Origin of the sequence: Zafaria sp. Z1313 (assembly GCF_050563205.1) — a bacterium.
GTDB lineage: Bacteria > Actinomycetota > Actinomycetes > Actinomycetales > Micrococcaceae > JAZDCJ01.
Map to the genome: position 1 here is coordinate 143,103 of NZ_JBNWUK010000007.1, position 22,103 is coordinate 165,205.

The following is a 22,103-nucleotide window of genomic DNA, read 5'->3' on the forward strand; positions in this document are numbered from 1 at the left end:
GCGTATGCATATAGTTTTGCATGCCTCGATTGAAGTGTCAACCAATTCGCGGTGAACTTTCTTCCGGGTCTCCCACGCGCGAGCGGAGGCCCTTTAATGCCCCACAGACGGACGCGCCCCCGGGACGGGCTCCCGCGATCCGCTCCGGCGTGCTTGCCGCCCCTCCGCGACGGTGCTTGACTGTGCGCGTGAGCGAAACCGTGAACGGCCCCCGGTCCTACTTCCCGTCCATCGAAGCCAAGTACGGCCAGCCCGTGGAGCACTGGATGGACCTGCTGGAGGCGGTCAAGGACCGCAAGCACCTCGAGCAGGTCAACTGGCTCAAGGCCGAGCACGGCCTGGGGCACGGCCACGCCAACGCGATCGTGGCCGTCTACCGGTCCGAACGCCTCGGCGGCTAGACCTGTCAGACGCGTCCGGCCGTGCGGAGAGCGACCATGGACGCTTTCACTGGGCGATGACGATAAACCGTCATGCGCCGGTGAAAGCGTCCATGGTCGCCGGGTCGGATCGACGTCAGGCGCCGACCAGCTCGTCGTCGTCGAGCTTGACGGCCGAGGAGCGGGACCGGGCGCGGTGCCGCAAGTGCTGCACGGCGCTGATGGCCAGCGCGATCGCGAGGACCGCGTAGAGGGTGATCGTCACGGGGCTGTCGACGAGGATGGACAGGTCGCCCTCCGAGACCGTGAGCGCGCGGCGCAGCTCCGTCTCCGCCAAGGGGCCGAGGATCACGGCGATCAGCACGGGCGCCAGCGGGAACTTGTAGCGGCGCATCATGAAGCCCAGCAGGCCGATCGCCAGCAGGATCCACAGGTCCACGACCGAGGAGCTGATCGCATAGACGCCCAGGACCGAGAGCACTGCGATGCCCGCGTAGAGGTAGTGGCGGGGGATCAGCAGCAGCTTGGCCCACAGGACCGCGAACTGCATGTTCAGGACCACCAGGATCACGAGGCCCACGAAGAGCGAGGCGAGCAGCGTCCACACGAGCGCCCCGGAGCGCTCGAAGAGCAGCGGACCCGGCTGCATGCCGTACTGCTGGAACGCGGCGAGCATGATCGCGGCGGTCGCCGAGGTCGGCAGGCCGAGGGCCAGGAGGGCGCCCATCGCGGTGCCGGCGGTCGCGTTGGCCGCGGCCTCCGGGGCGGCAACGCCCTTGATGGAGCCCGTGGTGCCGAACTCGGTGTCCCCGCGGCGCTTGGCCAGGCGCTTCTCCGCGCCGTAGGCGAGGAACGTCGGGACCTCGGCGCCGCCGGCGGGGATGACGCCGAACGGGACGCCGAACGCGGTACCGCGCAGCCAGGCGGGAAGGGCCTTCTTGATGTCGGCCAGGTTCAGCCGCGGCCGCCCCTTGGTCTTCACGCGCGTGGCCTCGGGATCGCGGTGGATGCGGGAGGCGATGTGGAAGACCTCGCCGAGGGCCAGCAGGCCCACCGTGATCACGACGATCGACAGGCCGTCGAAGAGCTGCGGCATGCCCAGGGTGTAGCGGATCGTGCCCGACGGCCCGTCGACGCCGACCATGGCCAGCACGAGGCCGATCCCGAGGGCCACGAGGCCCTTGACGACGGACTCGGAGACCACGGAGGAGATCGCGAGGAACGCGAAGACGGCGAGGGCGAAGTACTCGGCCGGGCCGAACGCGGTCGCCATCCTCACGAGGGTCGGGGCGAAGAAGACGACGACGGTCGTGGCCAGCAGGCCGCCCGTGAACGCGCCGACGGCGGCGGTGGCGAGCGCCTTGGCCGCCCGCCCGTCGAGGGCCATGCGGTGCCCCTCGAACGTCGAGGCGATCGCGGAGGAGTTGCCCGGGGTGTTCAAGAGGATCCCGGACGTCGAATCGCCGAACAGGCCGCCGTAGTAGACGCCGGCGAACATGATGAACGCGGCGGTCGGGTCGAGGGAGAACGTGATGGGCAGCAGCAGCGCCACGGCCATCGCGGAGCCGAGCCCCGGGAGGACGCCCACGGCGGTGCCGAGGACGGCGCCGATGACGACCCACAGGAGGTTCATCGGCGTGAGGGCGTTGGAGAAGCCCTCCATCAACAGTGTCAGCTGTTCCATGTCAGAGCAGTCCTTCCAGGAAGCCGGCGGGCAGGTTCAGACCCAGCCCGGCGTTGAACGCGAGCTGCACCGCGGAGGCGAACAGCAGCGAGACGCTGAGGTCGAAGAGCGGGCGCTTGGAGCCCAGCGCGCGGCAGACCACCCAGAAGAGGACGGTCGCGGCGAGGATCCATCCGGCCACGGGGAGCATCAGGTTGAACAGCGCGACGGCGCCGACCACCATGCCGAGCGTCTTCCAGTCGGAGAAGGCCTGGGGCCGGCCCGTGGCGCGGGGCCGGGTACCGCTCCGGGTGGTGATGCGCCCGTCGGCGGTGTCGCCGAGGTCGGAGAGCATCTCGGAGGAGACCTCGGCGCCGCGTCCGTCGTCGTCCGCGTCGGGGAAGCGGCGCGTGCGCAGGACCTGGAACGCGTGGGCGAACGCCACGACGTAGAGCAGGACGCAGACGATGGTCGGGAAGAACTGCGGTCCGGGGACGCTGTTGCCGAGGACCTCCATGGTCGCGGTCCCGTAGGTGAGGAAGCCGGCCAGGACCAGCACAAGGGCCGGGACGATCAGCTCGCTGCGCCCGGACCAGAAGCCCGTGATGCGTACGGTATTGGTTTCGGTGGCGCTCACAGCCCCAGTCCTTCCACGATGTCGCGGGTGCGGGCGAGCTCCTCGGCGATGAACGCCTCGAACTCCTCGCCCGTCATGAAGTTGTCCACCCAGCGGTTGCGCTCGAGCGCGGACTGCCAGTGTTCGGTGTCGCGGAGCTCGGTGACGATGTCCACGAACTCCTGCTTCTGCTCCTGGGTGACCCCGGGGGCGGCCGCGTAGCCGCGCCAGTTGGCCATGTAGGCGTCGACGCCCTGCTCGATGAAGGTCGGGACGTCGGCCCCGGGCAGGCGCTCCTCTGAGGAGACGGCGAGGGCGCGCAACTGGCCGGCCTCGATCAGGTCGGAGACCTCGTTGTAGCCGGTGATGCCGGCGTCGGTGGTCCCGGAGAGGATCGCCGCGATGGCGTCGCCCGAGTAGGCGATGTAGTTGGCCTTCGCCGGGTCGATCCCGATCTCCTCCGCCACGAGGCCCGTGATGAGGTGGTCGATCGAGCCGAGGGAACCGCCGGCGATCGACGTGCCCCCCGGATCGGCCTTCCAGTCCTCGACGAACTGCCCCAGCGTCTCGTAGGGCGAGTTCGCCGGGACCACGAGGACCGAGTAGTCGTCGGCGACGCGGGCGATCATCTCCACGGACGTGAAGTCCGCGTCCGACTTGGACAGGGAGACCGCGCCGACCATGGCGGCACCGGTGGCCATGAGCATGTCGTGGCGCCCCGGCATCTGGACGAACTGGCTGAGTCCGATCGTCCCGCCGGCTCCAGGGACGTTGACGACCTGGGCGTTGTTGACGATGCCCTCCGACTTGAGCGCCTGCTGTCCTTCGCGGGCGAAGCCGTCCCAGCCGCCGCCCGGGGCGGCCGGTGCCATGAGTGTCAGCTTCGACCGGGCGGTCGCCTCGCCCCCGCTGGAGGCGGCATTGACCACGGCAAGCGCCGTCACGACGGCCACGACGCCGCCGTAGAGGGCCTTCTTGAGTGTGCTCTGCTTCATTGTCATCCGTAGTGTTCTCGGTGTAGGGGGCGGGCTCCAGCGGCCGTCCCAGGCCCCCACGATGGCAGGAATGTGATCTCAGGCACAGCTAGAATGGGCTTTGGTTCGTAAGGGGCATAAGGAAAATAAAGTCAACGGATCCAGGAGGCGGCACGCATGGGCACCACCGCGCGCCGGGACCGCCGACGGACCGGGCTCCGGACCCGCCTGCTCGCCCTGCAGTTGCTGATCGTCCTCGGGATCGTCACCGTCGCCGCGACCGCCGTCGTGCTCTTCGAGGACCGCCGCACCCAGGAGACGGCCCTCGACACCGTGGAGACGGTCGCCCTGCAGCTCGCCGCCCAGGACGTCGTGCGGCAGCACGTCGACCAGCCCGACGCCGAGGACGCCATCGGGCCCGTCGCGTCGCTCGCCCAGGCCGCGTCCGGCGTCGACTTCGTCGTCGTCGTGGATCCGCAGGGCCTGCGCGTCGCCCACCCGGACCCGGAGGAGGTCGGCGAACCCGTCTCCACGGACCACGGCCCGATCCTCGCCGGGGAGTCCTTCCGCGGCACCGAGATGGGCACGCTCGGGGTGACGCTGCGCGCCAAGGAGCCCGTGCTGCGCGACGGCCGCGTCGTGGGCACCGTCTCCGTCGGCATCCTGCAGTCCAAGATCCGCGCCGAGCTGCTCGGCGTCGTCGCCGACGTCGCACCCTGGATCCTCGGCGCCGCGGCGATCGGCACCGTCGCCGCGACGTGGGCCTCGCGCACCGTGCGCCGGCGGATCTACGGGGTGGAGCCGGAGGACGTCGCCTCGCTCGTCCAGTCCCAGCAGGCCGTCCTGTTCAGCGTGACCGAGGGCGTGCTCGGCGTCGACTCGACCGGCCGGCTCAGCCTCGTCAACGCCGAGGCCGCCCGCCTGCTCGGGATCCGCCAGGAGGACGCCGGCCGCCCCGCCGCGGACGTCCTGGACCCGCACGTCCTCGGGCTCCTGGACAGCGAGGGGTCCGCCGCGGAGAGCGCCCAGTACGTGCTCTCCGGCGAGCGCGTGCTGCTCGCCACGCGGCGGGAGGCCGTGTCCGCCGGCGTCTCCCGCGGCCGCACGCTCACCCTGCGGGACCGCACCGAGCTCGAGGCGACGCTGCGCGAGCTCGAGGGCCAACGAGGCCTCGCCGACGCCCTGCGCTCGCAGACCCACGAGTTCGCGAACCGCCTCCATGTCATCGCCGGGTACCTCTCGGCCGGCGCGCCGGGGGCGGCGGAGGACTACGTGCGCCGCATCTCCGGGGCGCTCGACCCCTCGGCCGCGCACGGACTCGCCGATCCCGCGCTGTCCGGGCTCCTCGGCGCCCAGGCCGCGGTGGCACGCGAGGCGGGCGTCGCGCTCGAGGTGGATCCGGCGTCGTACACCGCCGAGGGATGGTCGGCGGACGACGACGTCCTCACCGTCGCCGCGAACCTCCTCAGCAACGCGATCGAGGCGGCGGGCGACGGCGGCACCGTCCGCGCGCTCATCGAGGCCGGCACCGCGGGTGTGCGCGTCGCGGTCGAGGACTCCGGTCCGGGCATCGCGCCGGGCCACGAGGCGCGGATCTTCCAGCGCGGCTACTCGAGCAAGGGGGCCGAGGCGGGGACCGGGGCGCCCCGCGGGGTCGGGCTCGCGCTCGTGGACCGCATCATTGCGCGCCGCGGCGGCACGGTCGAGGTCGCGTCCTCGACGCTCGGCGGAGCCAGGATCGGCGCGGCGTGGGGAGGGGCGGCGTGATCCGCACGCTCATCGTCGACGACGACCCGGACGTCGTGCTCATGCACCGGCTCTTCGTCGAGGCGATCGACGGCTTCGAGGTGGCCGGGACGGTGGACCGCGGCGCCGAGGTGCTGCCGTTCCTCGAGTCCCGGGCCGTGGACCTCGTCCTGCTCGACGTGCACTTGCCGGACCTCGGCGGGCTCGAGGTGCTGGCCGGGCTCAGGGCCGCCGGGCACGCGCCGGGCGTCATCATGATCACGGCCGCGAGCGACCGGGACACGGTCGGCGCCGCGATCGGTCGCGGGATCGACGACTACCTCGTCAAGCCGTTCACGATGGGCGACTTCAAGCGCCGGCTCGAGTCGTTCCGCGCCGTGCGCGAGGCGGCGGGGCGGGACGACGCCGGGGCGCTGGCCCAGGCGCAGATCGACCGCATGCTCGGGGCCGGGAGGGGGACGCCTGCGGGGCCGCAGTCCGGGGCGGTCCCCGCGTCGACGGTTCCCGTGGCGGGCGCGCCGTCGCCGCTGCCGAAGGGCTACGCCCGCCCGACGCTCGACCTCGTCTCGGGCGCGCTCCGCGGCGCAGGGGCGGACCTCTCCGCCCAGGAGGTCGCCGAGCGGTGCGGGATCTCCCGCGTCAGCGCGCGCCGCTACCTGGACCTCATGGCCGAGCGCGGCCTGGCCGAGCTGCGCCCCCGCTACGGCTCGGCCGGCCGGCCCGAGCACCGCTACCGCTGGACCGGGCGCGGCTGACCCCTCAAGCTGCCCACTTCTCGGCGCCGCGGCCGGACCCTTCACAGCGGCGGCGCCGCGGAGGAGGATGCGGGCATGAGGATCCTTCACCACATCACCGTGTTCGACACCCCCGACCTGGCCGCCTCCAGCGCCTTCTGGGCCGCGATGCTCGGCGGCACCGTGGAGGCCGGCGACGAGGACTGGCACACCGTGCTCGTCGACGGCCGTTCCCGGCTCGGCTTCCAGCTGGCCCCGGGGCTGGAGCCGCCGGACTGGCCCGACGGCTCGCCGCAGCAGCTGCATCTGGACCTGTACGTCGAGGAGCTCGCGCCCGCCCACGAGGAGGCCCTGGCGCTCGGCGCGCGGCTGCTCAGGCAGGCCGAGGACCCCGCGGCCCCCGAGGGCTTCCAGGTCTACGCCGACCCGGCCGGCCACCCCTTCTGCCTCTGCTGGGGCTGACCGCCTGACAAGCTCCCCATTTCTCGGTCCCGCGGCCGTGCGGGGCTCGGCGTGTCGGGCCGACACGCCGGGCCCGGCCCGGAAGAAACGGGAAGTCCTCCGGCAGCCCGGGCGGGGCCGTCCCGCGGGGCGATGCCTGGAGGGCCGCGGGGCCCGGCATCGGCCGGGCGGGGGTTAAGCCCGGTTCCGGCCCGTGACGCCGGATGACCCCGCATGTCCCCGGATGGAGCGGTCTCCGGGCCCGCCGCGTCACGCAGCTCCATGAGGCGTCGTAACCTGCTCACCGACCTGCTCTACCCCGTGATCGACCGGCGGATCACGGCCCGGGGCGGCGGTCCCGCCGCCGAGCGCCCCGCGTCCACGGACCAGCCCCTCGAGGTGACGGCATGAGCGCGCAGACCCTGCCCGTGACGACGTCCGGACGCCGGTCCGGGACCCGGATCGCGCTCGGCGACTGGGTGGCCCTCGCCTTCCTGGCGGTACTGCTGCTGGCCATCGCGGCGCCCTCGTGGATCGCCGCCTACGATCCGCTCGAGGTCTCGCCCGGCAACACGCTGCTGCCGCCGAGCCCGGCCCACCCGTTCGGCACGGACTACCTGGGCCGCGATGCGCTCTCCCGCGTCGTCCACGGCACGGGCCGCACGATCGGCGCCTCGCTCGTGGCCGTCTCGATCGGCCTCGGCGTGGGATCGCTCCTGGGCCTCGTCGCCGCCTACTTCGGCCGGTGGGTCGACGCGGTCGTGAGCCGGATCGTCGACGTCCTGCTCTCCATCCCCGGGCTGCTGCTGTCCATGGTCGTCGTCGTGGCCCTCGGCTTCGGCACGATCAACGCGGCGATCGCCGTCGGCATCGCCTCGGTGGCCACGTTCACCCGGCTCATGCGCTCGGAGGTCCTCACGGTGCGGAACCTGCCGTTCATCGAGGCGGCCCACCACATCGGCGCCGGCCCCGGCACGGTCCTGTTCCGGCACGTGCTGCCCAACTCCTACACGGCCGTGCTGTCCATGACGGCGCTGCAGTTCGGCTCCTCGATCCTCTGGATCGCGGCGTTGAGCTTCCTCGGCTACGGCGCCCCGCCACCCCATCCGGAGTGGGGCCTGCTCGTCGCCGAGGGCCGCGAGTACATCGTCTCGTCACCGTGGCTGACCCTGCTGCCCGGGTTCGTGATCGTCCTGACGGTCCTGTCCATGAGCCGGGTCGCCGCCCTGGTCCGTTCCCAGCAGGAGGCCCTCCGATGACCATCAGCAGCAGCACCGACCTCGACACCTCCGCTACCGAAGGCCCAGGCCGCCCCGGCGTCCCCGGCCCCGCCGCGCCGTCGTCCCGGGGAACCCGCGGCGGAGACGGCGCGGGCCCCGACGCCCCGGCCCTGCGCCTCGAGGGCCTGAAGATCGCCTACGGGCACGGCGGGAACGCCCGCGAGGTCGTGCACGGGGTCGACCTGCTCCTCGAGCGCGGCCGGACCCTGGCGCTCGTGGGCCAGTCCGGCTCCGGCAAGTCCACGATCGCCCAGGCCGCGGGCGGGCTGCTGCCCCTGTCGGGGCATGTCACGGCGGGCACGATCCACGTCGCCGGGCGGGACGCGACCGCGTGGACGCGGAGCCAGTGGCGCTCGCTGCGCGGCACCGGCGTCGGCTACGTGCCGCAGGACCCCCTCGGCTCCCTCGACCCGCTGCAGACCGTGGGCCGCCAGCTCGGGCAGGCCCTGCGCCTGCACACCGACGCCACGCGGGCGACGGTCGCGGCCCGGGCCGTGGAGCTGCTGGAGCACGTGGGCATCCACGATGCCGCCCGGCGCCTCGGCGCCTACCCGCACGAGCTCTCCGGCGGGCAGCTGCAGCGCGTCCTGATCGCGATCGCGATCGCCGGCCGGCCCGAGCTGTTGATCGCCGACGAGCCCACTTCCGCGCTCGACGTCACGGTGCAGAAGAGGATCCTGGACCTGCTCGGCGAACTACAGCGGAAGCTCGGGCTCGCCGTCCTGTTCATCACGCACGACCTCGCGCTCGCGGCGGAGAGGAGCGACGCGCTCGCCGTCCTGAACCACGGCCGGCTCGTCGACCACGGCGCGACCCGCCGGGTCCTCGCCGCGCCGGAAGACCCCTACACGCGCCAGCTCTTCGCGGACGCGCCGGCGACCTCGCCGGACAAGTACGCGGAACGGATCGAGGTCCTGGCCCGGCGTGCCGGGGCGGGACAGGACGACGCCGGGGCCCGCGCGGGTGCCGCGCCGGACGGTTCCGCAACGGGAACCGGGGCGGACGCCGCCGTCGTCGTCGAGGGACTCGTCAAGCACTACGGCGGGGCCGAGGGGCGGCCGCCGGCCGTGGACGGGGTCTCCTTCACGCTCCGCCGGGGCTCGACGCACGCCCTCGTGGGGGAGTCCGGCTCCGGCAAGACCACGATCGCGCGCGTCGTCGCGGGCCTCGAAGGGTTCGGCGCCGGCCGGGTCGTCGTCGACGGACGCGTCCTGGAGAGCCGGCCGCAGCACGCCAATCCCTACGCGCGGCAGCTGCAGCTCGTCCACCAGAACCCGCTCGCCGCGCTCGACCCGAAGTTCAGCGTCCGGCGCAGCATCGAGGAGCCGCTGCGGCTGCACCGTACCGGGCCGCACGCGGCCTCCGACGCCCTCCGCGCCGGCCGCGTGCGGGAGGTCCTGGACCGCGTGGCCCTGCCTGCGGAGGTGTTGGACAAGCGCCCCCGCGAGCTCTCCGGCGGGCAGCGCCAGCGCGTCGCGATCGCCCGCGCGCTCGTGCTCGCGCCGGACATCCTGGTCCTCGACGAGCCGACGTCCGCCCTGGACGTCACGGTCCAGGCGCGCGTCGTCGAACTGCTCTTCGAGCTGCGCGAGCAACAGGAGCTGAGCTACCTGTTCATCACCCACGACCTGAGCCTGGTCCGCCAGATCGCCGACGACGTCTCCGTCCTGGAACGGGGACGGCTCGTCGAGACGGGGGCCGTGCGCCGGGTCTTCGAGGACAGCGGGCAGGCGTACACGCGCCGGCTCATCGATTCCATCCCCGGCCGCGGCGCCGCGGCCGGCCAGAGAAAGGCACAGCCATGACAGCCACGGCCATCCGGCACAGGACGTCCCCCGTGGGCGCCGACGCGCTCAGGGAGGAGTTCGCACCCCTCTTCGCCCGGATCCGGGACGGCGCCGTGGAGCGGGAGAAGCGGCGCGAGCTGCCGTTCCTCGTGGTGCAGGAGCTCAAGGAGGCCGGGTTCACGGCGCTGCGGGTCCCGGAGGAGTTCGGCGGGCGCGGCGTGGAGTTCGAGGACTTCGCCGAGCTGCTGATCGACCTCGCGGCCGCGGACTCCAACGTCGCCCACCTCTTCCGCGGGCACATCGCCCACGTGGAGAACCTGCTCCTGCGCGCCCCCGGGACGTACCGCGACGCCTGGCTGCGCCGGATCGCCGCCGGCGCCCTCATCGGCAACGCGGCGTCCGAGCGGGGAGAACTCACCGAGATCGGGACGCGGCTCGACGGCGGCCCGGGCCGCCGCACGGTGACCGGGACCAAGTACTACACGACCGGCAGCATCTACGCGGACTGGATCTCACTCAGCGCCGTGGCCGACGGCGTGAGGCACAACGTCCTGGTCCGCGCGGACCACCCGGGCGTCCAGGTCGTCGACGACTGGGACGGCTTCGGGCAGCAGCTGACCGCGAGCGGAGGGCTGACCCTCGATGCCGTCCCCGTGGACGACGAGGACGTCACGGCCTTCGACACGACCAACCCGCACGTCGGGTTCGGCGTCTCCGTCTTCCAGACCGTGCTGCTCGCCGTGGCCGCGGGCATCGCCCGGGCCGCGCTCGAGGACGCGGTCGCGTTCGTCACGCCGCGGCGCCGGACGTTCGCCCACGCCGGCGAACTCGTGCCGCGCGAGCAGCACCTCGTCCAGGCGGTCGTGGGCAGCGTGGCGGCCAAGGCCCACTCCGCCCGGCTCGTCGTCTCCGGCCAGGCCGCCGCGATCGGCGCCTACGCCCGCGCGGCGGCCGGAGGGCGGCTCGCCGGGACGGACGAGGAGCAGCAGCGGGAGTCCGGGCGGCTCGCGCTGGACGTCTTCAAGACCCAGCAGGTCGTCCTGCAGCTCGTGCTCGACGCCGCCACCGAGGTCTTCGAGGTCGGCGGCGCCTCCGCCACGAGCACCACGCTGCGCCTCGACCGGCACTGGCGCAACGCCCGGACCGTCGCGAGCCACAACCCCGTGAACTACCGCCTCCGCTCGGTCGGCGAACAGCTGCTGACCGGACGGATCCAGCTCTGGGGCACGTCCCTGGACCTGGCCAACCAGACCCACGACCCCGCCACGCCGCAAACGGCCACGGGGGAGGACACCACCATGACCGACGAAGGAAGGCCATGACGCTCCTGCCCGGCCTCCGGCTCGGCGACGGGCTGGCCGTCCCCGCCCAGGGCCTCGGCGCCATGGTGCTGACCGACTCCTACGGCCCCGCCGAGCCGTCCGAGTCCCTGCGCACCGTCCACCACGCGCTGGACCGGGGCATCCGGCTGCTCGACACCGCCGACGTCTATGGCAGCGGCCGCAACGAGGAGCTCCTCGCCCAGGTCCTGCGCACGCGCCGGGACGAGGTCGTGCTCGCCACCAAGTTCGGCTTGCGGCCCGGCGGCGGGCCGGGGACGCCGCGCATCCAGGCGGATCCGGCCTACGCCCGCCGCGCCGTGAACGCGAGCCTGCTGCGCCTCGGCATCGACGAAATCGACCTCTACTACTGCCACCGCGTGGATCCGCTCGTGCCGATCGAGGAGACCGTGGCCGCGCTCGCCGGCCTCGTCGCCGCGGGCAAGGTCAGGCACATCGGACTCTCGGAGGCGACGGCCGGGGAGATCGAGCGTGCGCAGAGGATCCATCCGCTGGCCGCCGTGCAGAGCGAGTGGTCGGTCTTCAGCCGCGACGTGGAGCAGCGCGTGCTGCCGACGGTGCGCCGGCTCGGGATCGGCTTCGTCGCCTATTCCCCGCTCGGCCGGGGACAGCTCGCGGGCGCCGCCGCGTCCGGGATGGCGCTGGACGACGCCGATGCGCGCCGGCGCTTCCCCCGCTTCGATCCGCTCGCGGCGGTCCGCAACGCGCCCCTCGTCGAGGCGGTCGCCTCCGTCGCGGCGGCGGAGGGGCTGACGCCAGCCCAGACCGCGCTCGCCTGGGTCTACGCCGCCGGCCGCCGACTCGGCGTGCCCGTCGTTCCGATCCCCGGGACGCGGCGCAGCGCACGGGTCGACGAGAACGTCGCCGCCGCTGGCATCTCGTTGGGGGCCGGCTCGATCGAACGGCTCGACGCGCTCGCCGGCCGCGTCCACGGGGAACGGGCGCGGGATCCGCTCTTCGTCTCCCGCGGGCGCGAGGCCGTCGACGCTCGGGAGCGGACGTCGCACGCGGCCCTGCCCGCCGGCTGAAAGGCGCCGGCTGAACGCGGGCGGCCGCACCCGCCGCCCATCCACCCAGAACCCACGATCCGGAAGCCCCCATGACCACCACCAGCGGCCGCGAGCCGAAGAAACTCATCGTCAACCTGTTCGAGATGGCCTGCGTCAGCCACATCACGCATGGCCTGTGGGTCCTCGAGGGCAACAACCGCCACCGCACGGCGGACCTGGACTACTGGCTCGAGCTCGCCCGGACGGCCGAGGACGCGGGATTCGACGCGGTCTTCCTGGCCGACGTCGTCGGCGCCTACGACGACTTCCGCGGCGGCCCGGAGACGGCGCTGCGCGAGGGGCTGCAGATCCCCAACCTCGACCCGCTCCTCGTGGTCCCCGCGATGGCGGCCGTGACGGATTCGATCGGTTTCGGGGCGACGTTCTCCACGAGCTACGAGCCGCCCTTCGCGTTCGCCCGTCGCGCCGCGACGCTGGACCATCTCACCCGGGGGCGGTTCGGCTGGAACATCGTGACCTCCTACCTCTCCAACGCGGCCCGCAACTTCGGCCTCGCCGAGCAGATCGAACACGACGCCCGCTACCGGATCGCCGACGAGTACCTCGACGTCCTCTACAAGCTGTGGGAGGGCTCGTGGGACGACGACGCCGTGGTGGAGGACCGGGAGCGGAAGGTCTACACGGACCCGGACAAGGTCCGCTACATCCACCACGTCGGGGAGAACTTCTCCGTCGCCGGACCGCACCTCGTGGCGCCGTCCGCGCAGCGCACGCCCGTGCTGTTCCAGGCCACCGGCTCACCGGCCGGGATCGACTTCGCCGGCAAGCACGCCGAGGTCGTCTTCACGGGCGGGCGCACGGCCGCGGACTTCCGGGCCAACGCGTCCACGATCCGCGACGCCGCGCAGGGCCGCGGGCGGGAGCGGGACGACGTCAAGTGCATCGTGCAGGCCGGCGTCGTCGTCGGCCGCACGGAGGAGGAGGCGTCGCGGAAGCTGGCCGAATACCGCCGGCACAGCTCCGTCGAGGGGATCCTCGCCCACGGCGGATTCGCGATCGATCCCACCGCCTACCCGCCTCAGACCCCGGTGCAGGACATCCTCGCCGCGGAGGGCAAGCTCGGCGTGCCCCTCGCCCGGACCCTGGCCCCGGGGACAACGGCGGGGCAGCTGCTGGAGAACGTGCGCTCCGGCCGCGAGGGGCGCTACTTCGTATCGGGGACGCCGGGGGTCGTGGCGGACGAGATCGAGCGTTGGCTCGACGAGGACGGGATCGACGGGATCAACCTCCGCCAGTACCACTCCTTCGGAACGGCCCGGGACTTCGGGGAGCTCGTGGTCCCGGAGCTGCGCCGGCGCGGCCGCCTGGCCGGCGAGCACGCCCGGGGACCACGCTGCGGGAGCGGATCTTCGGTCCCGGCCGGAGCCGGCTTCCGGACACCCACCACGGCGCCCGCTACCGCGGCGGGGCGCACCTGGACGCGGCCCGCGCGGCGGTGGCCGCTGGCTGAGCCCTGGAGGACTTCCCACTTCTCGGCGCCGCGACCGTGCGTGACCCGGCGTGTCCGGCCGACACGCCGGGCCGGTCCGGGGAGAAGTGGGCAGTTACTCCACGGGGCCGGCGGGACGGGCGGCACGCGGTGCACTGATACCCTTGGGGAAGACTTCCCGCCGCGCCATGCGAGCGCGGCGCACCACCGGACCGCCGTCGAGGCCGCCGGTACCCCCACGAACCGCACGCAAGGCTCCGGGGCGGCGCACCGGCGTCGTACCGGGTCCGCACACAGAGATGGATAACATGACCCGACGTCACCCGCACCGCCAGAACCCGCCTGCCCTGCCGAAGGGGGCCATGCGCATCATCGGCCTCGGCGGCCTCGGGGAGATCGGCCGCAACATGACCGTCTTCGAGTACGGCGGCAAGCTGCTCATCGTGGACTGCGGCGTCCTCTTCCCGGAGGAGCAGCACCCGGGCGTGGACCTGATCCTGCCCGACTTCTCCTATCTGCGCGACCGCCTCGACGACGTCGTCGGCCTCGTGCTCACGCACGGCCACGAGGACCACATCGGCGGTGTCCCGTACCTGCTCAAGGAGCGCCAGGACATCCCGGTGATCTCGGCCAAGCTGACGCTCGCGTTCCTGAAGACCAAGCTCCAGGAACACCGGATCAACGCCAAGACGGTGCTGGTCAAGGAGGGCGACACCAAGAAGCTCGGCCCGTTCGACCTCGAGTTCCTCGCCGTGAACCACTCCATCCCGGACGGCCTCGCCGTGGCGATCCGCACGCCCGCCGGCCTCGCGCTGGCCACCGGCGACTTCAAGATGGACCAGTTCCCGCTGGACCGCCGCATCACCGACCTCGCCGGCTTCGCGCGGCTCGGCGAGGAGGGCGTGGACATCTTCCTGCCGGACTCCACCAACGCCGAGGTCCCGGGCTTCATGGCCGCCGAGGCGGACCTGCTGCCCGCGATCGACAACGTCATGCGCACCGCACCGCGCCGCGTGATCGTCTCGAGCTTCGCCTCCCACGTGCACCGCATCCAGCAGGTCATCGACTCCGCCCACAAGTACGGGCGCAAGGTCTCCTTCATGGGCCGCTCGATGGTGCGGAACATGACCACCGCGCGCGAGCTCGGCTACCTGAAGATCCCCCGCGGAGTCCTCGTGGACTACAAGGAGGTGGAGAAGATGGCCCCGCACAAGGCCGTCATCATCTGCACCGGTTCGCAGGGCGAGCCCATGGCCGCGCTGGCCCGCATGGCCAACCAGAACCACGACATCGACCTGGCCGAGGGCGACACCGTGCTGCTGGCCTCCTCCCTCGTGCCGGGCAACGAGACGGCGATCTACCGCCTCATCAACGACCTCACCAAGCTCGGCGCCAACGTGGTCCACAAGGGCAACGCGAAGGTCCACGTCTCCGGACACGCCTCCGCCGGCGAGCTCGTCTACTGCTACAACCTGGTGCGGCCGAAGAACGTCATGCCGGTGCACGGCGAGCACCGCCACCTCAAGGCCAACGCCGAGCTGGCGATCCGCACGGGCGTGGACCCGAAGCAGGCGCTCGTCGTCGAGGACGGCGTCGTGATCGACCTGCAGGACGGCGTCGCGAAGGTGACCGGCCGCGTGCCGGCCGCGTACGTGTACGTCGAGAACATGGTGGCCGGAGCCGCGACCGAGGAGTCCCTCGCCGACCGCCTGCGCCTGGCCGAGGACGGCGCCGTGACCGTGCTGCTCATCGTGGATCCGGACAGCGGCAAGCTCGAGGAGGACCCGGAGTTCTTCCCGGTTGGCTTCGACTTGAGCGAGAAGGACCTGGAGAAGGCCACGGGCATCGTCGAGAAGACGCTCGCCGGCCTCAAGGGCGGCAAGACCGGGCCGGACGCGGAGCAGGCGATCGGACAGGCCCTCGTGCGCTGGTCCGACCGCGCCCTGCGCCGCAAGCCGGTCTACACGGTCATCACCGTCGACGCCTAACCCCTCCCCGCGCACTTTTCGCTTCAACCTTTCCTGAACGCCCTGCTCAGGGCGGTTCAGGCGCGGCTAAAACGCGCAGGAGCCGTGAAAAGTGCGCGGGAGCGGGGCACGCCCCACCAGAGACGTTCCGGCGGGGGCGCGGTCTCGGGCGCGGGATGCCGGGGAACGCCCCGGCGGGCGCCCGGGGATGACGACGGCGCGGCCCGCGATCAGGCCGCGGGGCTCAGCCGCCGTACGGGACCCGCGGGATGTCCGGCTTGCCGTCGTGGTTCGCGTCTCCGTAGGCGCGCATGGCGAGCCGGTTCGCGAGCTCCTCGTTGATCCGGTACTTGTAGATCGGCTGTGGAGGCGCGGCCGCGGGGGCATCCTTCGGGGCCACGTCCTTGGCCTCGGCCCGTGCGAACTTGTTGCGCTTGAAAAGGCTCATGACGGCGACCTCCTCGTCAACCGATGACGGCTTCCTGTCTTTCAACGATACGCCGCTCCGCGGGGAAAAGCAGCGGGCCGTCCGGCCTAGACGGCCGCCGCCAGGCCGAGCAGCTGCGTCAGGGCGAAGAGCGCGAACAGGATCCAGCCCGCTCCCCGCAGGAGGCGGCTGTGGTCTTCGGGCGGCGTGAACTGCCAGCGCCCGTCCTGATGCTGCTGGTAGTAGACAGTCCCGCCGGTCTCCGACGGGCTCCCGGCCTCCATGACGCCCCCGTGCTCCGACGCGTCCCCGGCTCGTCCCGGATCGGTACCGCGCTCCTGGACGGCGTCTGCGAGCGCGTGGCTGACCATGCCTCCTTCCGGAGTGGTCCACACGGCGCACCGCTGCCCCTCGAGGACCATCAGGACGTAGGGCGCGGACTGCCATTGCCGCAGCAGGAGGCGGTGCACGGCGGACGCCGCGAAGAACGCCAGGGCCGCGGCGAGCGCGATCCACCCCAGCAGTTCCAGTCCGGGTCCGGCCGCGGCCGCGAGTTCCTGCATGCCTCGAGTCTAGGGTCCCGCGGCGGGGCGCGCCTTGCGGCCCGTCATATCCCAGGACGACGGCGGCGCGGCTCTGGTGCCGCTGGCGGGTCCTTGCTACGTTTCCAGGCATGGGCATCAAGCTGGAGAACGTCGGGATCGCGGTGCGCGACCTCGACGCCGCGGTTTCCTTCTTCACCGACCTCGGCCTGACGGAGCTCGGCCGCGACACGGTCAGCGGCGAGTGGGCCGATACTGCTGTGGGGCTCGACGGCAACCACGCCAGGATCGCGTTGCTCCAGACGCCCGACGGGCTGGGCCGGCTGGAGCTCTTCGAGTACATCCATCCCCCGGCGCTCGAGTCCGAGCCGACGCGCCCGCACCAGATCGGCATGCACCGGGTGGCCTTCTCGGTGGAGGACATCGACGCCGCCCTGGCGACCGCGGCGCGGCACGGTTGCCACCCGCTGCGCGGCGTGGCCGAGTACGCCGGGCTCTACCGGCTCACGTATCTGAGGGGGCCCAGCGGGATCCTGGTGATGCTCGCCCAGCGGCTGACGGCGGACTGAACTGCGGAGGACACCGGCAGGCCGGGTCTGGTGCTAAGCTGGGGCACTAGAAACTGTGTTCGAAAGCAGGTGTCCGCCGTGTTCGGAGTCGACCCCGCCCCGCGCCGCCCGGCGCCCCCGGGCAGCGCGGCCGAGCCCACCGGCTTCGCATCCCCGGCGCGGGACTACTTCCAGGGCGGCATCGACCTCAACCGCCACCTGATCTCTGACCGCACCTCGACGTTCCTGATGCGCGTGGAGGGGTCCTCGATGTCCGGCGCGGGCGTCTGCGATGGCGACGAGCTGATCGTGGACCGTTCGCTCGCGCCGCGGGACGGATCGGTCGTGGTCGCCGTCGTGGACGGCGAGCTGCTCGTGAGGCGCCTGCGCCTCGGCGGCGGCGGGCCTCGACTGGAAGCCGAGCCCGAGCCCGGTCCCGGTCCCGGGTCCGGCCCTGGCTCCCGCCCCGCCTCCGGCCACCAGCCCGGCCCCGCCGCGCGGCGGCCCGGGGACCCCGTGCCGGAGGACTTCACCGTGTGGGGCGTCGCGACGCGCTGCCTGCACCGGCTCTAGGGGAGGCAATGTTCGCCCTCGTCGACGTGAACATTCACTTACCTGAAACATGTTGTTGGACGACCTGCCGACGGGCCCGTTACATGTGAATGTTAACTTCGATTGCCGGATTGGCGGTTAAGTTGCAGTCAAACTTGGCGGTTCAGCCGATGCCGATGACGGGCGTGGATCTTGCAGCTTCAGCAACGTCACCAGCATCGGCCAAACCCGCCAAGTGAAATTGGCAGCCGCGGGCCCGGGGTTGGGAACGACCGCCGCGTCCCGACCTGAACGGAACCGGGAAAACCCGCTGCCGGAGCCTTGCCGCCCAGCCGAGGGGGCAGCTGTTTGGCAGGCAACCAGGACGTCAAAGTGGGCCTGGCAGTCGGCGGAGTTGCCGGTTGATCGCCCCGCAACGGCCGGAGGGTCGTCGGTGGTGGGGTCCCCGTCGATGCCCGCTGAACTTGAACGGGCCGGCCAGCTGGCAGAGTGCGGCTCGCCGTCTGGGAAACGCCCCTTGCGGCAATTTCCGTACAAGTATTGACCTTCCATTATGGGGGAAGGTTCATACTGGTTGTATGAACCTGACAACCAATCGCCCGCTCCGGCCCCTGGTGGCGGAGCGTTGAAAGGAGGGACCATGTCAACTACTTCCGAGGACCAAGGCAGTCGGACGGGGCTGGTCATCGGCGGCTTTGTCTTGCTGCATGTGCTGTGTTGCGGGCTGCCGCTGCTGATCGCGGCCGGAGCGCTGGGTGCGGTCGGGTCATTCCTGGGCAATCCGTGGGTCATCCTTGCCGCCGTGGCCCTGGCAGTGACTGTACTGCTCTGGACACTCCGGCGCCGCCAACCGGGCACGACGGATAAAATGGAAGACTGCTGCAGTCCCGCTGCCGGGTCAGGCCAAGATTCCGCCCCGGGCAGGGTCACGCAACGCACTGGCCAATGACGGCCGCCCCACCGAGCGGACGAGCGGGGCTCCGACAGCGCCGAGGTGGCCTTCAGCATGGAATCCCCCGGTGCTGCTGCGTGCCACTTCTTGGGAAGCAGCACCGTTGGTATCGTTAATGCCCCACTCGGCACCGCAGGCAACAGGGCCGGGGAAGGCGTGGCGCCGGTGGCCGGGTTTGCCGCCCCGATGATCCATCGGGAACAGGTGCCGGTATCGGATCGAGGCTGACGATGCTCTTGTTTCTTCTCCGATAGCTGCGGCGCCTGCGGGCCGGGAACCCTGGTACTCGCCGAGGTCCAGCACATCTCTCCTGCTGCCGCAAACCATGTCGGAATGTGCTGTGCGCTCTACGAAGCGGCCGGTGCATCAGTGAATTTCTGGCCCGGAACGGTGCGTTATCTTTGCCTTTGCCTCCGATGCACGGCTCATCGCCGCATACTGGATAAGCCAGGTAAGTGTGGCCATGGTGTTGGGCGTCGTCGGCACGGAGGCCTTCCTGGCCGTGGAGCCAGGCGCCGCGGAACTGCGGACGGCCCTGGCGGTGGGGAGTCGGCAAGGCGGGGTGGTTCACCTCGCCGCGGGCTCAGATGTAACTGCAGATCTGTTCCGCATCGCAGCACTGCGGGTCGGCCGCCTCGGCGGTTGCATATTGTTCGGCCACGGTCACCCGCAGCGCGGTGAGCTCCGCGATTTGCCGGTCCAGGTCCGTCAGCTGTTTCCCCAGAACGTCCCGCACGTGGGTGCATGGCGTGAAGCCGTTGTCGCGGATCCGCAGAATGTCCTGGATCTGCGCAAGGGTCAGCCCGGCAATCTGGCTGCGGCGGATGAATTCAAGGCGGCTGAGGGTGTCGTGGGCGTAGTCACGATAGCCGTTGGCGGAGCGTTCGGCCGGCGGCAGAAGCCCCCGGTCCTCGTAGAACCTGATCGTCTTGGTTGTCATGCCGACAGCGGCAGCAGCCTCACCGATTCGCATTTCGGGTCCTCATCTCGTTCCGAAAAAAGCAGCTAACCCTTCCATCATACTGGAAGGTTACGTACCGCAGACCAGCAGTTCCCGTCGCCAGCTTGACCTTCCCCCATAGTGGAAGGTCCATGATGGGTTGAGACGGAATAGTCGTCCGGTTTTTTGTCAGGTGTCCCGCGAGGGGCGGGCAGGAAGCCGGGCAGAGGAAGGACAACCATGTCAATAAACGTGAAGGGCCGGGAGCGCCCGGGCCTGATGCTGGCGGCAGGCACTCTGCTGTCCTCGCCCGGTGTCGTGATGGCTGCACTGGTGTGCTGCGGGGTGCCGGTTCTTGCAGGGGCAGCCGGTGTTTTCGCTGCAGTCGGGCCGGCGACCGGCAATCTCTGGATCATTGCCGCCGCAGCCCTTGCCGCGGGGGTCGTGCTTATGCAGCCACGGCGCCGGAACAGTGCGGAGGCAAGGGCGGGCGGCTGTGCTCTGTTCCTGCAATCCCGGCCCGTTGCTCCTGCCGCTACGGATTCGGGGTCAAAGGGATGACGACGGGGGTTCTGGGCCTGGCCTTTCTGACCGGAATGCTTGCCACGGTGAATCCGTGCGGTTTTGCGATGCTTCCAACCTACCTGGCGTACTTTATCGGTGCCGGGCCCGGTGCGGGACGGAAACGTCCGCTGTTTGCAGGCCTCCGGGCCGGGGCTGCCCTCAGCGCCGGCTTCGCCACCGTCTTTGTCACGGCCGGCCTGCTCGCCGCTGTGGGTCTGCGTTCGGTGGCGTCGGCGCTGCCCTGGGCGGCGGCGCTGATCGGAGCCGTCATCGTGGCCGCCGGCCTCGGCATGGTGTTCGGTTGGCAGCTGCCCGGGACACGGTTGAATCTGTCCCGGATTCTGAAGACGGGCGGGACCGGTTCGGGGTTGAGGGCTGTCTTTGGTTACGGTGTGGCGTATGGGGTGGCCGCGCTCTCCTGCAGCCTGGCCCTGCTGCTGGCTGTCGTCGCCCAGGCCGTGTCCACCGGAAGCCTCGCCGGGCTGCTGGCGGTCTTCGCCGCCTACGCCCTGGGCTCCTCGGTGGTGCTGGTCCTTCTGTCCCTCGGTGCAGCGGTGGCGCGGGACGCCCTGGCACGCCACGTCCGGAGGCTGCTGCCCTTCGTTAACCGCCTCGGCGGAGCCGCGCTTGTCCTCGCCGGGATCTACCTGCTGCTCTACTGGCTGCCCGCCCTCTCCGGCGGGCAGGCCGGGGGGATCATGAGCGGGGCAGTCACCGAAGCCAGCACGGGCCTGTCTGTTTTCATCGCGGGGGTGTCAAGTTTTCCGTGTAAGGGACCGGTCGGTAATCCGCTCTGCCGGGTGGTCAGATCGGGAGTCGGTTGGGGAATTGGACGGCGAAGGCGTTCAGGGCCTGGTGCCATCCCTGGGTGCCGGTTCCGAGCTCGCCTCCGCGGGTGGTCTCGATGTTCCGGATCCCCAGGTAGACCAGCTTGAGCGCCGCGTCGTCGGAGGGGAACGAGCCCCTGGTCTTGGTGATCTTCCGGAGCTGGTAGTTGATCGATTCGATCTGGTTCGTGGTGTAGATGACCTTGCGTATCTCGGGTGTGAACGCCAGGAACGGGGTGAAGTCCTCCCACGCGTTCCTCCACGCCAGCACCGCCCCGGGGGCCTTGGCCTGCCAGGCCTCGGCGAAGGCCTCCATGGCCAGCTCCGCGGCCTGCACGGTCGGAGCCGTGTAGATCGGACGCATGTCCTTGGCCATCGCCTTGCGGTCCCCGTAGGAGGCGTAGCGCATCGCCGAGCGCAGCAGGTGCACCACGCACGTCTGGACCACGGTCTGCGGGTAGATGCTGTTCACCGCCGCCGGCAGGCCGCTCAGCCCGTCGCAACACAGGACCAGGATGTCCGTGGCGCCGCGATTGCGGATCTCGGTGAGCACGTTGGCCCAGAACTTCGCCCCCTCCGAAGCGCCCAGCCACAGGCCCAGGACCTGCTTGCGGCCCTCGACGTCCACGCCCACGGCGATGTGGCAGGCCCTGTTCGCCACGACCCCGCCGTCACGGATCTTCAGCCAGATCGCGTCGATGTAGACGATCGGATACACCGCTTCCAGCGGCCGGTTCTGCCATTGGGCGACCTCGTCGGCGATGACGTCGGTGACCCGGGAGATCGTCGCGGCGGAGACCTTGGCCCCGTAGATCTCCTCGAGGTGGGCCCCGATGTCGCGGGTGCTCATCCCACGGGCGTAGAGCGAGAGGATCATGTCCTCGACCTTGCCCAGCCGGCGGGACCGCTTGGGCACAATGACCGGCGCGAAGGAGCCGTTCCGATCCCGTGGCACGGTGATCTGCACCGGCCCCTGCAGGGTCTGCACGTTCTTGGTGGTCTTGCCGTTGCGCGAGTTTCCCGTCCCGGCCCCGGCGGGGTCCCCGGACTCGTAGCCGAGGTGGTCGCTCATCTCGGTCTCCAGGCTCCGTTCCAGGACCGCGCGGGTCATTCGCGCCAGCAGCTCCTCGACGCCGTGGCGCCCCTGCCCGAGATCCTCCGCGGCGGTGACGAGGGCGTCGATCTGATCGGCGCTGAGAACGCCTTCAAGAGGGTTCGGAATGGTGTTGGTATCTGCCATGAGGCCCGTCCTTTCAAAGGGGTGAAACCACAGGTCACACCCCAGTTAGAGACCGGACCCTTACACACTCTATGAAACACCCTC

21 protein-coding genes and 1 pseudogene are annotated in these 22,103 nt (G+C 71.2%); 15 read left to right on the forward strand and 7 right to left on the reverse strand.

All coding sequences use genetic code 11. The features are described 5' to 3' along the window. Nucleotides 1–188: 188 nt before the first annotated feature. Complete coding sequence (locus tag ACQ3I4_RS09340; protein WP_430633430.1) at nt 189–401, forward strand: DUF4287 domain-containing protein; 213 nt, start codon at nt 189–191, stop codon at nt 399–401. Between the two features lie 115 nt (nt 402–516). Here the strand turns inward: ACQ3I4_RS09340 and ACQ3I4_RS09345 are convergent, their stop codons facing one another. From ACQ3I4_RS09345 to ACQ3I4_RS09355, 3 genes are read right to left on the reverse strand one after another with little or no spacing between them, the layout of a single operon-like run. Further along, nucleotides 517–2,064: a tripartite tricarboxylate transporter permease gene (locus tag ACQ3I4_RS09345; protein ID WP_430633431.1), complete on the reverse strand. Its 1,548-nt coding sequence runs from the start codon at nt 2,062–2,064 to the stop codon at nt 517–519. A 1-nt stretch (nt 2,065) separates the two neighbouring features. Further along, nucleotides 2,066–2,680, reverse strand: coding sequence for a tripartite tricarboxylate transporter TctB family protein (locus ACQ3I4_RS09350; RefSeq protein WP_329862496.1), 615 nt, complete (start codon nt 2,678–2,680; stop codon nt 2,066–2,068). Continuing rightward, on the reverse strand, nt 2,677–3,654 hold the full coding sequence (locus ACQ3I4_RS09355) for a Bug family tripartite tricarboxylate transporter substrate binding protein (protein ID WP_430633432.1): 978 nt from the start codon (nt 3,652–3,654) through the stop codon (nt 2,677–2,679). Before ACQ3I4_RS09355 ends, ACQ3I4_RS09350 begins: the two co-directional genes overlap by 4 nt. Before the next feature lie 156 nt (nt 3,655–3,810). Between ACQ3I4_RS09355 and ACQ3I4_RS09360 the strand changes: the two genes are divergently transcribed. The 10 genes from ACQ3I4_RS09360 to ACQ3I4_RS09405 all read left to right on the forward strand — a co-directional run bounded on the left by ACQ3I4_RS09360 (nt 3,811) and on the right by ACQ3I4_RS09405 (nt 15,448). Then, nucleotides 3,811–5,400 carry an ATP-binding protein gene (locus tag ACQ3I4_RS09360; RefSeq protein ID WP_430633433.1) on the forward strand — a complete coding sequence of 530 codons (1,590 nt, stop codon included), beginning with the start codon at nt 3,811–3,813 and terminating at the stop codon, nt 5,398–5,400. Continuing rightward, the gene (locus ACQ3I4_RS09365; RefSeq protein ID WP_430633434.1) at nt 5,397–6,134 is read left to right on the forward strand and encodes a response regulator; all 738 of its coding nucleotides are present in this window, start codon (nt 5,397–5,399) and stop codon (nt 6,132–6,134) included. The genes ACQ3I4_RS09360 and ACQ3I4_RS09365 overlap by 4 nt, the downstream gene beginning before the upstream one ends. A 75-nt stretch (nt 6,135–6,209) precedes the next feature. Further along, nucleotides 6,210–6,575, forward strand: coding sequence for a VOC family protein (locus tag ACQ3I4_RS09370; protein WP_329862487.1), 366 nt, complete (start codon nt 6,210–6,212; stop codon nt 6,573–6,575). A 261-nt stretch (nt 6,576–6,836) separates the two neighbouring features. After that, on the forward strand, nt 6,837–6,965 hold the full coding sequence (locus ACQ3I4_RS09375; protein WP_430633435.1) for a hypothetical protein: 129 nt from the start codon (nt 6,837–6,839) through the stop codon (nt 6,963–6,965). Next, nucleotides 6,962–7,813 (forward strand): ABC transporter permease, encoded by an 852-nt coding sequence (locus ACQ3I4_RS09380; protein ID WP_430633436.1) that lies wholly within the window; start codon nt 6,962–6,964, stop codon nt 7,811–7,813. The genes ACQ3I4_RS09375 and ACQ3I4_RS09380 overlap by 4 nt, the downstream gene beginning before the upstream one ends. Beyond that, nucleotides 7,810–9,639 (forward strand): dipeptide ABC transporter ATP-binding protein, encoded by a 1,830-nt coding sequence (locus ACQ3I4_RS09385; RefSeq protein WP_430633437.1) that lies wholly within the window; start codon nt 7,810–7,812, stop codon nt 9,637–9,639. The genes ACQ3I4_RS09380 and ACQ3I4_RS09385 overlap by 4 nt, the downstream gene beginning before the upstream one ends. Beyond that, a complete protein-coding gene (locus ACQ3I4_RS09390) occupies nt 9,636–10,943 on the forward strand; it encodes an acyl-CoA dehydrogenase family protein (RefSeq protein ID WP_430633438.1) in 1,308 nt (435 codons plus the stop codon). The genes ACQ3I4_RS09385 and ACQ3I4_RS09390 overlap by 4 nt, the downstream gene beginning before the upstream one ends. Beyond that, nucleotides 10,940–11,989, forward strand: coding sequence for an aldo/keto reductase (locus ACQ3I4_RS09395; protein WP_430633439.1), 1,050 nt, complete (start codon nt 10,940–10,942; stop codon nt 11,987–11,989). Before ACQ3I4_RS09390 ends, ACQ3I4_RS09395 begins: the two co-directional genes overlap by 4 nt. Before the next feature lie 71 nt (nt 11,990–12,060). Next, entirely contained in the window at nt 12,061–13,767 is a 1,707-nt protein-coding gene (locus ACQ3I4_RS09400) for an NtaA/DmoA family FMN-dependent monooxygenase (protein WP_430633440.1), read from the forward strand. Between the two features lies 1 nt (nt 13,768). After that, complete coding sequence (locus ACQ3I4_RS09405; protein WP_329862472.1) at nt 13,769–15,448, forward strand: ribonuclease J; 1,680 nt, start codon at nt 13,769–13,771, stop codon at nt 15,446–15,448. Between the two features lie 223 nt (nt 15,449–15,671). On the opposite strand, the gene ACQ3I4_RS09410 is transcribed toward ACQ3I4_RS09405, so the two are convergent. Then, entirely contained in the window at nt 15,672–15,875 is a 204-nt protein-coding gene (locus ACQ3I4_RS09410; RefSeq protein WP_430633441.1) for a hypothetical protein, read from the reverse strand. A gap of 86 nt (nt 15,876–15,961) precedes the next feature. Then, nucleotides 15,962–16,417, reverse strand: coding sequence for a hypothetical protein (locus ACQ3I4_RS09415; protein WP_430633442.1), 456 nt, complete (start codon nt 16,415–16,417; stop codon nt 15,962–15,964). A gap of 110 nt (nt 16,418–16,527) precedes the next feature. Between ACQ3I4_RS09415 and ACQ3I4_RS09420 the strand changes: the two genes are divergently transcribed. The 3 genes from ACQ3I4_RS09420 to ACQ3I4_RS09430 all read left to right on the forward strand — a co-directional run bounded on the left by ACQ3I4_RS09420 (nt 16,528) and on the right by ACQ3I4_RS09430 (nt 18,445). After that, nucleotides 16,528–16,965 (forward strand): VOC family protein, encoded by a 438-nt coding sequence (locus tag ACQ3I4_RS09420; RefSeq protein WP_329862467.1) that lies wholly within the window; start codon nt 16,528–16,530, stop codon nt 16,963–16,965. Between the two features lie 78 nt (nt 16,966–17,043). After that, the gene (locus ACQ3I4_RS09425; protein ID WP_430633443.1) at nt 17,044–17,517 is read left to right on the forward strand and encodes a LexA family protein; all 474 of its coding nucleotides are present in this window, start codon (nt 17,044–17,046) and stop codon (nt 17,515–17,517) included. 619 nt (nt 17,518–18,136) lie between these two features. Further along, on the forward strand, nt 18,137–18,445 hold the full coding sequence (locus tag ACQ3I4_RS09430) for a hypothetical protein (protein ID WP_172512091.1): 309 nt from the start codon (nt 18,137–18,139) through the stop codon (nt 18,443–18,445). Between the two features lie 586 nt (nt 18,446–19,031). Here the strand turns inward: ACQ3I4_RS09430 and ACQ3I4_RS09435 are convergent. Further along, nucleotides 19,032–19,388, reverse strand: a complete 357-nt coding sequence (locus tag ACQ3I4_RS09435; protein ID WP_430633444.1) for a heavy metal-responsive transcriptional regulator — start codon at nt 19,386–19,388, stop codon at nt 19,032–19,034. 557 nt (nt 19,389–19,945) lie between these two features. Between ACQ3I4_RS09435 and ACQ3I4_RS09440 the strand changes: the two are divergent. Further along, nucleotides 19,946–20,596 (forward strand): annotated as a pseudogene (locus tag ACQ3I4_RS09440) (cytochrome c biogenesis CcdA family protein); the annotation flags it as partial. A gap of 160 nt (nt 20,597–20,756) precedes the next feature. Here ACQ3I4_RS09440 and ACQ3I4_RS09445 read toward each other — a convergent pair. Continuing rightward, complete coding sequence (locus tag ACQ3I4_RS09445; protein ID WP_329864319.1) at nt 20,757–22,019, reverse strand: IS256 family transposase; 1,263 nt, start codon at nt 22,017–22,019, stop codon at nt 20,757–20,759. Nucleotides 22,020–22,103: the final 84 nt, after the last annotated feature.